Below are 12262 nucleotides of genomic sequence, written 5' to 3' on the forward strand. Positions count from 1 at the left end.
GGCCGACCTGGACGCCGCGCTGGCCCTGCTGCGCCACGCGCGGCCACGCATCGTGCTGCACGACGCGCATCTGCGTGTGTTGCGCCAGCTGCCGGCACGCCACGCGGTTCGCCAGACGGAGCCTGTACATGTCTGAGTTTTCCGCATCGGTGTGCGCCAGCCTGCTGCGCCAGGGCCGCACGCTGGAGCGGGCCAGTCGCCTGCTGGGACTGACCGGCCTGCTGGCCGGCGGCGTCCAGGCGCTGAGCGGTCCGCCGCACGTGCCGTTCGGCCTGCTCTGCCTGGGCGTGTTCCTGCTCTGGCTGACGCAACTGTACTGGGCTCTGCGCGTGGCCTTCGACGCCGAGCTGTTCGACCGGCTGGCCGGTAGCGACACCCCGTTGCCGACTCTCGATAGCGCGCTGCGCGAACTGGGCCTGAAACCGGCCGGCCAGGACAGCCGTACGCTGCCGGCCCGTTGCCAGGCCGCGCTGCGCCTGCTGCGCAGGCAGGGCGTACTGCTGGCTGCCCAGGGACTGCTGGCCGGCGCCGCGCTGCTGACCGTTCTGCTGATCTGAAGGAATCCCCCCATGCTGAGCCTATTCTGCGCCTTCACCATCACCTCCGCCGCCCGCCTGCTGACTGGCGCGCGCAGCCTGTGGCTGGGCTGCCGGCCCGAGGCGGTGCAGCGCATCTACTTTGCCAACCACAGCAGCCATATCGATTTCCTGCTGCTCTGGTCGGCGCTGCCCGCGCCGCTGCGCGCGCGCACCCGGCCGGTGGCCGGCGCCGACTACTGGCTGAAGAGCCGGCTGCGCCGCTACCTGATCACCCGGGTGTTCAACGGCGTGCTGGTCGACCGGGCCGGCGAGGCCGGCGGCAATCCACTGCAGCCATTGCTTGACGCGCTGGAGCGGGGCGATTCGCTGATCTTCTTCCCGGAAGGCACGCGCAACCGCGAGGAGGGCCTGCTGCCGTTCAAGAGCGGGCTCTATCACTTGGGGCGGGCGCAGCCGCAGGTGGAACTGGTGCCGGTGTGGATCGCCAACCTCAACCGGGTGATGCCCAAGGGCCGCGCCATCCCCCTGCCGCTGCTGTGCACGCTGAGCTTCGGCGCGCCGCTGGCGGTGGGCGACGACGACAAGCCCGCCTTCCTGGAACGCGCCCGCGCGGCGCTGCTGGCCCTGGCCCCGGAGCATGCCTGAGATGGATCGACATACCCTCCTGCTGTTCGCCGGCATCGGCGCCCTGCTGCTGCTCGCCTCGCTGATCGGCTGGCTGCTCAAACGCCGCGCCGGCGGACCGAGCCCGACCATCGACAACCTCAACGCGCGCATCGCCGCCTGGTGGATGATGGTGCTGGTGATCGGCGGCGCCTTCCTGCTCGGGCATGGCGCGGTGACCCTGCTGTTCGCGCTGGTGTCGTTCTACGCGCTGCGCGAGTTCATGACCCTGACGCCGACCCGGCAGAGCGACTACTGGCCGCTGGTGGCGGCGTTCTATGTGGTGCTGCCGGCGCAGTACCTGCTGATCGGCTACGGCTGGTACGGACTGTTCTCGATCTTCATCCCGGTCTACGTGTTCCTGCTGCTGCCGATCCTCGCCTCGCTGGGCGGCGACACCACGCACTTCCTGGAGCGCGCCTCCAAGGTGCAGTGGGGGCTGATGATCGCGGTGTTCTGCATTTCCCACGTGCCGGCGCTGCTGACCCTGGAGATCGCCGGCTACGAGGGGCGCAACCTGTTGTTGATCGCCTGGCTGGTGCTGGTGGTGCAGCTATCGGACGTGCTGCAGTACGTGTGCGGCAAGCTGGCCGGCAAGCACAGGATCGCGCCGCGGCTATCGCCGTCGAAGACTGTGGAGGGCTTCGTGGGTGGCGTCGCGCTGGCCACGCTGGTCGGCGCGCTTTTGTGGTGGATCACCCCGTTCAGCTTCTGGCAGGCGCTGGGCCTGGCGCTGGTGGTCAACCTGCTGGGTTTCTTCGGCGGGCTGGTGATGAGCGCCATCAAGCGCGATCGCGGCGTGAAGGACTGGGGACACATGATCGAAGGCCACGGCGGCATGCTCGACCGGCTGGATTCGGTGTGCTTCGCCGCGCCGATCTTCTTCCACCTGGTGCGCTACTACTGGACCTGAATCACTCCAGCACCCTGACCTTCGCCGCGCCCAGCGCGTAGGCGGCATCGGCCGCCGCGTTGCTGGCCGCCTCGATGCGCAGGCGGCCGTCGACCTCCAGCGGCGCGTAGATGTCGTCGATGCGGATGCCCTTCGGGTAGCGCACCAGCACGATCTGGTTGGGCGGCGGCGGCGGCACGTGGATGCAGGCGCCCGGATAGGGCACCAGGAAGAACTCGACGAAACGCCCCTGTTCGTCGCTTTCCAGCGGCACCGGGTAGCCGGCCAGGCGGATCTCCCGGTTGTCAAGGGCCGCGACGGTGCGGGTGGAGTACATGACTTCGGGCAGGCCGGGCGCCTGCTTCAGATAGCCGCCCCCGTCGCTGAAGCCCTGGGCCTCGGCGCCGATGTGTTCGATTTCCGGCATGGCTTCCAGCGCCGCCAGATCCTCGGGCGGCAGCAGCTCCAGCCAGTCCAGCTCGGCGGGCGCGGCGTGCAGCGACAGGGAAACGGTGAACAGCAGCGGAATGAACAAATTTCGCATGGACGACTCGGCTCATGGACAGGACGGGGCCGCGCGCGACCCCGACAAAGACAGCGGCGTGAGGGTCAGGTTCGCTTGCGCGTCACCATGCCATAGATCACCAGCAGGATGATCGCGCCAATCACCGCGCCGATGAATCCGGCCGGCTCGCCAGCGTCGTAGAAGCCCACCGCCTGGCCGCCGTAGGTGGCCAGCAGGGCGCCGCCGATGCCCAGCAGGATGGTCATGATCCAGCCCATGCTGTCGTCGCCCGGTTTGAGGAAGCGCGCGATCAGCCCGACGATCAGGCCGATGATGATGGTTCCAATGATGCCCATGAGTCCTCCGTCCCAACGGGTTGCGTGGCGGTTGCCACTCCGTTGCTTGGGACCGTTGGGCTGCCGGGCAGTTCGCGGCGGTGCACTGCAGTGATTGTGGGAGCGGACTTGTCCGCGAGCTTCCGGGTGCGGCCTGCAGCCTGGCCGGCGCTGGAAAAGCTCGCGGACAAGCCCGCTTCCATCAGATCCACTCCCAGAGGAGAGGGGGCAGTTCTCAGCCCCTGGCGATCAGCGCCTGCACTTCGGCGATGCGTGCCTGCAGGGTGGCGGCGTCCTGGCAGCGCAGGGTGGCGTGGCCGACCTTGCGGCCCGCCTTGAACGCCTTGCCGTAGTGGTGCAGGTGGCAGTCGGCGATACGCAGCACTGCATCGGTCGGCGGCACCGAACCCAGGAAGTTGAGCATGGCGCTCTCGCCCACCTTGGCGGTGGAGCCCAGCGGCAGGCCGGCCACGGCACGCAGGTGGTTCTCGAACTGGCTGCACTCGGCGCCCTCGATGGTCCAGTGCCCGGAGTTGTGCACACGCGGGGCGATTTCGTTGGCCTTCAGGCCGCCGTCCACCTCGAAGAACTCGAAGGCGAGCACGCCGACGTAGTCGAGCTTGGTCAGCACGCGGCTGATGTAGTCCTCGGCCAGCCCCTGCAGCGGGTGGTCGGTGCTGGCGATGGACAGGTTCAGCACGCCGCCCACGTGGGTGTTGTGGGACAGCGGGTAGAAGCGGGTTTCCCCGTCGCGACCGCGCACCGCCACCAGCGACACCTCGCCGGTGAAGGGCACGAAGCCTTCGAGGATGCAGGGCACGCTGCCCAGCTCCGCGAAGGCGCCGCTCACGTCGGCGGGCTGGCGCAGGACCTTCTGGCCCTTGCCGTCGTAGCCCAGGGTACGGGTCTTGAGCACGGCCGGCAGGCCGATGGCGGCCACGGCGGCGTCCAGGTCGGCCTGGGACTGGATGTCGGCGAACTCGGGAGTCGGAATGCCCAGTTCCTTGAACAGGGACTTCTCGAACCAGCGGTCGCGGGCGATGCGCAACGATTCGGCGACCGGGTAGACCGGCACGTACTGGGACAGGAACGCCACGGTTTCCGCCGGCACGTTCTCGAACTCGAAGGTCACCAGGTCGACGCTCTCGGCCATGCGGCGCAGCGCCTCGGGATCGTCGTAGCCGGCCAGCAGGTGTTCGCCCAGCGCGGCGGCGCAGGCGTCCGGCGCGGGGTCGAGGAAGACGAAGTTCATGTCCAGCGGCGTGCCCGCCAGCGCCAGCATGCGACCCAGCTGGCCGCCACCGATTACACCGATTTTCATGGTCGTGTCCTTTGCGTTACGCCTGACGCGGGTCCGGGTTGTCCAGCACCGTACGGGTCTGCTCCTCGCGGAACTGCTTGAGGGCCGCATGGTACTGAGGGTGCTTGCCGCCGAGGATGCTCGCCGCCAGCAGCGCAGCGTTGATGGCGCCGGCCTTGCCGATGGCCAGGGTGGCGACCGGGATGCCACCGGGCATCTGCACGATGGACAGCAGCGAATCCACACCCGAGAGCATCGACGACTGCACCGGCACGCCGAGCACCGGCAGGTGGGTCTTGGCCGCGCACATGCCCGGCAGGTGGGCCGCGCCGCCGGCGCCGGCTATGATCACTTCGATGCCGCGCTCCTCGGCCTGTTCGGCGTACTGGAACAGCAGATCCGGGGTGCGGTGCGCGGACACCACCTTCACCTCGTGGGGAATACCGAGCTTCTCCAGCATCTCCACCGTATGACTCAGGGTGCTCCAATCGGACTTGGAACCCATGATCACGCCAACCAGTGCGCTCATCCTCGTGCCTCTTTGCGGTGCGCCGGTCGGCGCGCTCAAAAACCAACAAGCCACGCGGCTCGGGCGTGGCTTGTCATGTCGGGGCAAACCAGCGGGCCGGCTGGCTTGAAGGCGCGGCATTATACCGGAAAGGCGCGGCTGTCGCGCCTGTGGCTTGTCGGCAGGTGTATCCGCTCGTTGGCCCCTGCTCCGCCATTTGCTGCCACACTCTGCCGAGCCGCCTCGTCACCCGGAGATCCCCATGACACGTCTCGTTTCCTTTTTGTTGCTCAGCCTGAGCCTGTTTTCCATCGGCCCTCTGCAGGCCGCCCGGCTGGAGGCCGCCGCGGTGGCCGCGCCAGATCGTCACTCGGCCGAGGTGGCCGCCCAGGTGCTGCGGCGCGGCGGCAACGCGGTGGACGCCGCCGTGGCCACCGGCTTCGCCCTGGCGGTGACCCACCCGGAGGCCGGCAACATCGGTGGCGGCGGCTTCATGACACTGGTGGTGGACGGTCAGGGCTATTTCCTCGACTACCGTGAGATGGCGCCCCAGGGAGCCCGACGCGACATGTACCTGGACGAGAGCGGCGAGGTGGTGGCGGATCTCAGCACCGTCGGCGCCCGGGCCGCCGGCGTGCCCGGCACGGTGATGGGCCTGTGGGAAGCGCACCGCCGCTTCGGCAGCCTGCCGTGGGCCGAGCTGCTGACCCCGGCCATCGTACTGGCGCGCCAGGGCTTTATCGTCGACGAGCGGCAAGTGGCGGAGCGCGACGGAGCGGCGAAGTTCTTCGCCGGGCGCACCAATTTCGATCGCTACTTCGGCGGCATGCAGGCTGGCAAACGCTTCGTCCAGGAAGAGCTGGCCCAGACGCTGGAGCGCATTGCGGACCGGGGGCCGGAGGATTTCTACCGTGGCCGCACCGCCGAACTGCTGGTGGCGCAGATGCAGCGCAGCGACGGGCTGATCAGCGCCACCGACCTGCACGCCTACCGCGCCATCTGGCGCGAGCCGCTGCGCTTCGAGTGGCAGGGCCAGGTGGTGTATACCGCGCCGCCGCCCAGCTCTGGCGGTATCGCGCTGGCGCAGTTGCTCGGCATCAAGGCGCTGCGCGCACAGGACTTCGCCGGCGTGCCTCTCAACTCGGCGCGCTATGTGCACCTGCTGGCGGAAATCGAGAAGCGCGTGTTCGCCGACCGCGCCGACTATCTCGGCGATCCGGACTATTTCGACGTGCCCACCGCGCAGCTGACCGCCCCCGAGTACCTGCAACGCCGCGCGGCGGAGATCGATCCGCAGCGCATCTCGCCGACCGAGGCGGTACGCCCGGGGCTGGAATCGCCGCAGACCACGCACTTCTCCATCATCGATGCCGACGGCAACGCAGTGAGCAACACCTACACCCTGAACCTGGATTTCGGTAACGGGCTGGTGGTGGAAGGCGCGGGCTTCCTGCTCAACAACGAGATGGACGACTTCAGCGCCAAGCCCGGCGTGGCCAACGCCTTCGGGGTGATCGGCAGCGACGCCAACGCCATCGACGCCGGCAAGCGCATGCTGTCGTCGATGAGCCCGACCATACTGACCCGCGACAGCCAGGTGACGCTGGCGGTGGGGACGCCCGGCGGCTCGCGCATCTTCACCACCGTGTTCCAGGTATTGAGCAACCTTTACGACCATGGCCTGCCGCTGCCCGAGGCGCTGAAGGCGCAGCGCGTGCATCACCAGTTGCTGCCCAGGGACACGATCTTTCTCGACCCCCATTCGCCGCTCAAGGGCTCGGCCGCCCAGGAACTGCGGGCGATGGGCTATACGCTGACCGAGCAGGGCTGGCCGATGGGCGACGTGCAGGCGGTGCAGGTGCTCGACGGCCGGCCGCTGCCGGCTTCCGACCCGCGTGGCCGCGGGCAGGCGCTGATCGTTGAGGTCAACCGCGCGCCCGAGGCGGAAAGCACAGCACCGGCTGCGCTGTAACCGTAGGGTGGATCGCGCTTCACCGATCCACCAACGCGCCGCAGGCGCGCCGTGCCGGCGCGTTGGTGGCCAATGGAAAACGTTGACCACCCTACGGTGGGCTGGGCGTAGGATGGTTCGCGCTTTATCGAGCCACCGAGCGCGCCGCCAGGTGCGGCGCGTCGATGGCCAATGTTGTCCACCCTCCCCGGGCGCGCCTACGCCGGCTCGGCGCCCGCCTCCATCAGCTTGCGCCATAGCAGCCGCACCTGGGCCTTGCGCACCAGGGCGCAGCGGTGCAGGCGGATCTCCAGCGGCACGCGCCAGCTGGCGTCGCCGCACTCCACCAGTTCGCCGCGCGCCAGTTCGGCCTCGACGCTCAGGCGCGGCACCCAGGCGACGCCCAGGCCCTGCAGCGCCATGCTCTTCAGGCTGTCCGCCATCGCTGTCTCGTAGACGGTGACGTAGCGCAGGTTGCGCTGGCGCAGCAGCGCGCCCACCGAACGGCCGAGGAAGGCCCCGGCGCTGTAGGCGAGCAGCGGCACGCTGGCGCTGTCGTTCAGGTCGAACAGCGGGCGGCCCTGGGCATCCGGGGCGCACACCGGGATGATCTCGCTGTTGGCCAAGTGCAGCGAAGGGAAGATTTCCGGGTCCATCTGGAGCACGGCATCCGGATCATGGAACGCCAGCATCAGGTCGCAGGTGCCCTCACGCAGCGCATGCACCGCCTCGCCCACGTTGGTGGCCACCAGGCGCGAGGCGAAATGGATGCCGTCGTTGCGCAGCCCAGCCACCCACTGGGGAAAGAAGCCCAGTGCCAGGGAATGCGCGGCGGCCACCTGCAGTACCTCGCCCTGCTGGCCTTCCAGGTGATGCAGATGACGCAGCGCCTCGCCGAGCTGCTCAACCACGTTGCGCGCGGTGACCAGAAACAGCTGGCCCGCCTCGGTGAGTTCCACCGGCGAATGGCTGCGGTTGACCAGCGTCAGACCGACGGTCTCTTCCAGACTGCGAATTCGCCGGCTGAAGGCCGGCTGGGTCACGAAACGTCGCTCGGCAGCCTTGGAAAAGCTGCGCGTGGTGGCCAGCGCGACAAAATCCTCCAGCCACTTGGTCTCCAGATTCATGCCATTCCTCGTTCCGTTCGGCGGGCCTGGAAAAGTCACAGCAAGGTTATGCCGTTTGTGCATGGGACAGCAATTAAAGGCATTGGTCGACGATCGGTCGCAGGCCCTATGATTCGGGCGTTCGCAGACACAACCTGCCTCTCGATTACTTGTCATGGTCATGCAGACAAGGCCGACCCCTCAGGGCGCCCCAACTCCTGACCACACGCGCCAAAAGCGCCACCTAGGAGTACCTGACATGCGCACCAACGCACGCCCGATGACCACCGCCGTCCAGCCCCCCGCCCGCTACATGCCGTTCCTCGGCCTGGCCTTCACCAGTTCCAAGGCAAACCGCACCGCCAAGGCACTGGCCGCCGCCACCCAGCGCGTTTAAGTTGTTCCCAGGGCCATCATGCCCCTGGGAGGAACATGCACACACTGATTCTCTACACCGGTGGCACCATCGGCATGCACGCCAGTGCGGGCGGTCTGGTGCCCGCCGGTGGCTTCGAAGCCCGCCTGCGGGCCGAAGCGGCCCGCCGTCCGGACGCCTCTGCTGTTGAGTGGCGTTTCCGCGAACTCTCCCCGCCCATCGACAGCGCCAACATGAGTCAGGCCCACTGGCTGGCCATGCGTGACGTCATTGTCGAAGCCGTCGAGCGGGACGCTTTCCAGGCAGTGCTGGTGCTGCACGGCACCGACACGCTGGCCTACAGCGCCGCCGCCCTGAGCTTTCTGTTGCTTGGCCTGCCCGTTCCGGTCGTGCTGACCGGCTCCATGCTGCCCGCCAGCGTGCCCGGGAGCGACGCCTGGGACAATCTGTTCGGCGCCTTGCGGCATCTCGCGGAGGGTGCCGCTCCGGGCGTGCATCTGTTCTTCCATGGCCATCTGCTGCAGGGCACGCGGGTGACCAAGCGCAGCAGTGAGCAGTTCGACGCCTTTGCCGAGGCCCTGCGCCCCGTCGCGCATCCTCGATTCCTGTCCCCGCCGGCACCCGATTACCGTATCCCGCGCCGGGAAGTGAACCTGGCTTGCCTTCCCCTATACCCCGGTCTGCGCGCCGAGCATGTGCAGGCCCTGCTGGACACCGGGCTGCAGGCCTTGCTGCTGGAGTGCTACGGCAGTGGCACGGGCCCGGCCGATAACGCCGCGCTGATCGAGGTCCTGAGCCAGGCCCACACACGCGGTGTGGTCCTCGCTGCCATCAGCCAGTGCCCGGAGGGCCGGGTGGATTTCGCCACCTACGCTGCCGGCAGCCAGTTGGCCGCCTGCGGCGTGATCAGCGGTGGCGGCATGACCCGCGAAGCCGCCCTGGCCAAGCTGTTCGCCCTGCTGGGCGCGGGCCTGGACCCGGCAACGGTCGAAACCCTGTTCGGCGAAGACCTGTGCGGAGAGCTGACCGGGACGGGTGCTTGCCACTAAGCTAGGCGCGTCTGTGCTTGTCGAGGAGATGCGTCATGAGCCGCCGATTACCCGTGGAAATCCGCCCGGTCGGGCCCGACGACCATGACGCCTGGCTGCCCCTGTGGCAGGGCTACCAGCGCTTCTACATGATGAGCCTGGAGCCGGCGGTCAGCGCCGCCACCTGGCAGCGCTTCCTGGATGCCAGCGAAGGACAGCACGCCGCCCTCGCCTGGGCCGATGGCCAGGCAGTGGGCCTGGTGCACTGGCTGTACCACCGCAACACCTGGACGCTGAATCCGGTCTGCTACCTGCAGGACCTGTTCATCGCCCGTGACCTGCGCAGCCAGGGCGTCGGTCGGCAGTTGATCGAGCATGTCGAGCAGCAGGCCCGCCAGGTGCCCTGCGACGAGCTCTACTGGCTGACCCACGAGACCAACACCAATGCGATCCGCCTGTATGCACGGGTGGCCGAGCGCACGGGCTTCGTGCAGTTCCTGAAGACGCTCAAGAGCTGAGATTCCGGCCGACTGAAAGCAAAATGGGGGCAGATCGTCGTACCGGCGTCATGGCCCGGAGCATCACTCGTGCCAGCGCCGCTCACTGTTTTCCAGCAGGCTGGCGGCCTGTTCCGGACCGTTGCTGCCGGCCGGGTAGGGCTTCGGACGCTGGTAGTACTCCTGCCAGCCCTGCAGGATCGGATCGATCCAGCGCCAGGCGGCTTCCACCTCGTCGCGCCGCATGAACAGCGTCGAGTCGCCCTCGATCACGTCCAGCAGCAGCCGCTCGTAGGCATCCCAGCGCCGACGCTGGCGGAAGGCATCAGCCAGGTTGAGGTCCAGCTCCACCGGCTCCAGGCTCATGCCCTTGCCCGGCTGCTTGGCCATCAGTTGCAGGCTGATGCGCTCCTCCGGCTGCAGGCGGATGATCAGCCGGTTGGCCTCGCTGCCATTGAACAGGCGGTGCGGCACTGGCTTGAACTGGATGACGATCTCCGAGGTCTTGCGCGCCATGCGCTTGCCGGTGCGCAGGTAGAACGGCACACCGGCCCAGCGCCAGTTGTCGATCTCCGCCTGCACGGCGACGAAGGTTTCGGTGTCGCTGTCGTTGTCGACGTTCTTCTCGAAGTAGTAGGCCGGCACGTCATGCCCGCCGATGCGCCCGGCCACGTACTGGCCACGCACCGTCTTGTCCTGCACATCCAGGCCAGTGATCGGCTTGAGGGCCTCGAGCACCTTGACCTTCTCGCTGCGCACCGAATCGGCGTCGAAACGCACCGGTGCCTCCATGGCCACCAGGCACAAGAGCTGCAGCAGGTGGTTCTGCAGCATGTCGCGCATCGCGCCAGCGTTGTCGTAGTAGGCGCCGCGGTTTTCCACGCCGAGGGTCTCGCACACGCTGATCTGCACGTGGTCGATGTGCCCGGAACGCCACACCGGCTCGAACAGGGCGTTGGCGAAGCGCAGCGCCATGAGGTTCTGCACCGTTTCCTTGCCCAGGTAGTGGTCGATGCGGAAGATCTGCGGCTCATCGAACGCCTGGCCAATGCCGGCGTTGATCGCCTGGGCCGAGGCCAGCGAGCGGCCGATGGGCTTTTCCAGCACGATGCGGGTGTGCTCGCCGGTCAGCCGGGCCGTGGCCAGCGAGGCGGCGATGTCCTGGAACAGGTCCGGCGCGGTGGCCATGTAATAGATGCGCCCGCGCCGGCAAGCGCCCTGCTCCAGGTAGCGGGCCAGGCGGCCGTAGTCGGCGCTCTGGCTGGCGTCCATGGCCAGGTAGTCCAGGCGCGCGGCGAAGCCCTGCCAGGCCTCGTTGTCGAAGGTGGCGCGCGGGATGTGTGCGCGGCAGTGGCGCTCGGCCAGGGCCTGATAGGCGGCCCGCTGCAATGGCGTGCGCGCCAGCGCCAGGATGCGCATGTCCGCCGGCAGACGGCCATCGCGATGCAGGTGATACAGGGCCGGCAGCAACTTGTGCAACGCCAGGTCGCCTGTGCCGCCGAAAACCAGCATGTCGCAGGGAAGTGTCACCGGTCACGCTCCAGAGTTGGCCTCGTGCTGGCGGTGTCATGTAGTATTACTACAAAACCCACTACAGCCCCGGCCGCCGATCATACCCGAGTCCTGCCCTTGAATCTGTTGCAACACATCGCCCAGTCCCGCCACCTGCTCCGCAAGTCGGAGCTCAAGGTCGCCGACCATCTCCTGCTCGATCCCGCGGCAGTCATCCACAGCTCCATGGCGGATCTGGCGCACAGCGTTGGAGTCAGTGAGCCCACCATCGTGCGCTTCTGCCGCGCCATCGGCTGCACCGGTTTCCAGGATCTCAAGCTCAAGCTGGCGCAGAGCCTGGCCGCAGGCGCTAGCTTCGGCCAGTTCGCCATTCGCGAGGATGATTCGGTCACCGACTTCAGCCTGAAGATCTTCGACACCACCCTGCACACGCTGATGGAGGTGCGCGAGCGGCTGAACGTGCAGTCGCTCGAGAAGGCCATCGCCGCCATCGCCAAGGCGCAGCGCGTGGAGTTCTACGGCTTCGGCGCCTCCGGCGCGGTGGCCACCGACGCGCAGCACAAGTTCTTCCGCCTGCTGCTCACCGCCGCCGCCTATTCCGACCCGCACATGCAGGCCATGTCGGCGGTGACCCTCAAGCCGGGCGACGTGGCCATCTGCATCTCGCAGTCAGGCCGCTCCAAGGACCTGCTGACCACCGCGCACCTGGTACGCGAAACCGGCGCCACGCTGATCACCCTCTGCCCGGGGCAGACGCCACTGGCCGAGCTGTCGGACGTGAACCTGGCCATCGACGTGCAGGAAGACACCGAGATCTACACACCGCTCACCTCGCGCATCGCCCACCTGGTGGTGATCGACGTGCTGGCCATGGGTGTGGCCATGTCCCGCGGCCCGGACCTGGTCGAGCACCTCAAGAGCGTGAAGCGCAGCCTGCGCAGCCTGCGGCTGTCGCCCAAGTCGGTGAAGAACCTGGAAGAGTGAGACGCACGGTTCGTAGGGCGGTCAGCGCTTTCCTGGCCGCCGGCCGGCATCCACACCGGCGGACAA

General features: G+C 67.9%; 14 protein-coding genes. 8 read left to right on the forward strand and 6 right to left on the reverse strand.

The window, feature by feature from the left end:
• Positions 1 to 128: 128 nt before the first annotated feature.
• Genes AS93_RS0100890 through AS93_RS0100900 form a run of 3 tightly spaced genes read left to right on the forward strand, consistent with a single transcriptional unit; the run spans position 129 to position 2115 of the window.
• Complete coding sequence (locus tag AS93_RS0100890) at positions 129 to 557, forward strand: hypothetical protein (RefSeq protein WP_037008312.1); 429 nt, start codon at positions 129 to 131, stop codon at positions 555 to 557.
• Positions 558 to 569: 12 nt separating this feature from the next.
• Positions 570 to 1184, forward strand: coding sequence for a lysophospholipid acyltransferase family protein (locus tag AS93_RS0100895; RefSeq protein WP_027588816.1), 615 nt, complete (start codon positions 570 to 572; stop codon positions 1182 to 1184).
• Between the two features lies 1 nt (position 1185).
• On the forward strand, positions 1186 to 2115 hold the full coding sequence (locus AS93_RS0100900; RefSeq protein WP_027588817.1) for a phosphatidate cytidylyltransferase: 930 nt from the start codon (positions 1186 to 1188) through the stop codon (positions 2113 to 2115).
• A gap of 1 nt (position 2116) precedes the next feature.
• On the opposite strand, the gene AS93_RS0100905 is transcribed toward AS93_RS0100900, so the two are convergent.
• The 4 genes from AS93_RS0100905 to purE form a co-directional block, all read right to left on the reverse strand.
• Complete coding sequence (locus AS93_RS0100905) at positions 2117 to 2638, reverse strand: DUF3299 domain-containing protein (protein ID WP_027588818.1); 522 nt, start codon at positions 2636 to 2638, stop codon at positions 2117 to 2119.
• A 65-nt stretch (positions 2639 to 2703) separates the two neighbouring features.
• Positions 2704 to 2955 (reverse strand): GlsB/YeaQ/YmgE family stress response membrane protein, encoded by a 252-nt coding sequence (locus AS93_RS0100910; protein ID WP_027588819.1) that lies wholly within the window; start codon positions 2953 to 2955, stop codon positions 2704 to 2706.
• 214 nt (positions 2956 to 3169) lie between these two features.
• Positions 3170 to 4255, reverse strand: a complete 1086-nt coding sequence (locus tag AS93_RS0100915; protein ID WP_027588820.1) for a 5-(carboxyamino)imidazole ribonucleotide synthase — start codon at positions 4253 to 4255, stop codon at positions 3170 to 3172.
• A gap of 16 nt (positions 4256 to 4271) precedes the next feature.
• Entirely contained in the window at positions 4272 to 4763 is a 492-nt protein-coding gene (gene purE / locus AS93_RS0100920; RefSeq protein ID WP_027588821.1) for a 5-(carboxyamino)imidazole ribonucleotide mutase, read from the reverse strand.
• A gap of 241 nt (positions 4764 to 5004) precedes the next feature.
• On the opposite strand from purE, the gene ggt reads away from it, so the two are divergent.
• Positions 5005 to 6714 (forward strand): gamma-glutamyltransferase, encoded by a 1710-nt coding sequence (ggt, locus tag AS93_RS18535; RefSeq protein WP_051587297.1) that lies wholly within the window; start codon positions 5005 to 5007, stop codon positions 6712 to 6714.
• A gap of 197 nt (positions 6715 to 6911) precedes the next feature.
• Here ggt and AS93_RS0100930 read toward each other — a convergent pair whose 3' ends face one another.
• Complete coding sequence (locus AS93_RS0100930; RefSeq protein ID WP_027588822.1) at positions 6912 to 7820, reverse strand: LysR substrate-binding domain-containing protein; 909 nt, start codon at positions 7818 to 7820, stop codon at positions 6912 to 6914.
• Between the two features lie 238 nt (positions 7821 to 8058).
• Between AS93_RS0100930 and AS93_RS20480 the strand changes: the two genes are divergently transcribed.
• From AS93_RS20480 to AS93_RS0100945, 3 genes are read left to right on the forward strand one after another with little or no spacing between them, the layout of a single operon-like run.
• On the forward strand, positions 8059 to 8196 hold the full coding sequence (locus AS93_RS20480; protein WP_155956090.1) for a hypothetical protein: 138 nt from the start codon (positions 8059 to 8061) through the stop codon (positions 8194 to 8196).
• 35 nt (positions 8197 to 8231) lie between these two features.
• On the forward strand, positions 8232 to 9224 hold the full coding sequence (locus AS93_RS0100940; protein WP_027588823.1) for an asparaginase: 993 nt from the start codon (positions 8232 to 8234) through the stop codon (positions 9222 to 9224).
• A gap of 35 nt (positions 9225 to 9259) precedes the next feature.
• On the forward strand, positions 9260 to 9721 hold the full coding sequence (locus AS93_RS0100945; protein WP_027588824.1) for a GNAT family N-acetyltransferase: 462 nt from the start codon (positions 9260 to 9262) through the stop codon (positions 9719 to 9721).
• Positions 9722 to 9784: 63 nt separating this feature from the next.
• On the opposite strand, the gene zwf is transcribed toward AS93_RS0100945, so the two are convergent.
• Entirely contained in the window at positions 9785 to 11212 is a 1428-nt protein-coding gene (gene zwf, locus AS93_RS0100950; RefSeq protein WP_162172908.1) for a glucose-6-phosphate dehydrogenase, read from the reverse strand.
• Between the two features lie 117 nt (positions 11213 to 11329).
• Between zwf and hexR the strand changes: the two genes are divergently transcribed.
• Positions 11330 to 12196, forward strand: a complete 867-nt coding sequence (gene hexR, locus AS93_RS0100955; RefSeq protein ID WP_027588826.1) for a transcriptional regulator HexR — start codon at positions 11330 to 11332, stop codon at positions 12194 to 12196.
• Positions 12197 to 12262 lie beyond the last annotated feature (66 nt).

Source organism: Pseudomonas sp. RL, assembly GCF_000647775.1.
Lineage (GTDB): Bacteria > Pseudomonadota > Gammaproteobacteria > Pseudomonadales > Pseudomonadaceae > Serpens > Serpens flexibilis.

Bases quoted from the DNA above. Each gene is read 5' to 3' on its own strand.
- AS93_RS0100890 (WP_037008312.1), top strand. From the start codon at position 129: ATGTCTGAGTTTTCCGCATCGGTGTGCGCCAGCCTGCTGCGCCAGGGC.
- AS93_RS0100895 (WP_027588816.1), top strand. From the start codon at position 570: ATGCTGAGCCTATTCTGCGCCTTCACCATCACCTCCGCCGCCCGCCTG.
- AS93_RS0100900 (WP_027588817.1), top strand. From the start codon at position 1,186: ATGGATCGACATACCCTCCTGCTGTTCGCCGGCATCGGCGCCCTGCTG.
- AS93_RS0100905 (WP_027588818.1), bottom strand. From the start codon at position 2,638: ATGCGAAATTTGTTCATTCCGCTGCTGTTCACCGTTTCCCTGTCGCTG.
- AS93_RS0100910 (WP_027588819.1), bottom strand. From the start codon at position 2,955: ATGGGCATCATTGGAACCATCATCATCGGCCTGATCGTCGGGCTGATC.
- AS93_RS0100915 (WP_027588820.1), bottom strand. From the start codon at position 4,255: ATGAAAATCGGTGTAATCGGTGGCGGCCAGCTGGGTCGCATGCTGGCG.
- purE (WP_027588821.1), bottom strand. From the start codon at position 4,763: ATGAGCGCACTGGTTGGCGTGATCATGGGTTCCAAGTCCGATTGGAGC.
- ggt (WP_051587297.1), top strand. From the start codon at position 5,005: ATGACACGTCTCGTTTCCTTTTTGTTGCTCAGCCTGAGCCTGTTTTCC.
- AS93_RS0100930 (WP_027588822.1), bottom strand. From the start codon at position 7,820: ATGAATCTGGAGACCAAGTGGCTGGAGGATTTTGTCGCGCTGGCCACC.
- AS93_RS20480 (WP_155956090.1), top strand. From the start codon at position 8,059: ATGCGCACCAACGCACGCCCGATGACCACCGCCGTCCAGCCCCCCGCC.
- AS93_RS0100940 (WP_027588823.1), top strand. From the start codon at position 8,232: ATGCACACACTGATTCTCTACACCGGTGGCACCATCGGCATGCACGCC.
- AS93_RS0100945 (WP_027588824.1), top strand. From the start codon at position 9,260: ATGAGCCGCCGATTACCCGTGGAAATCCGCCCGGTCGGGCCCGACGAC.
- zwf (WP_162172908.1), bottom strand. From the start codon at position 11,212: ATGCTGGTTTTCGGCGGCACAGGCGACCTGGCGTTGCACAAGTTGCTG.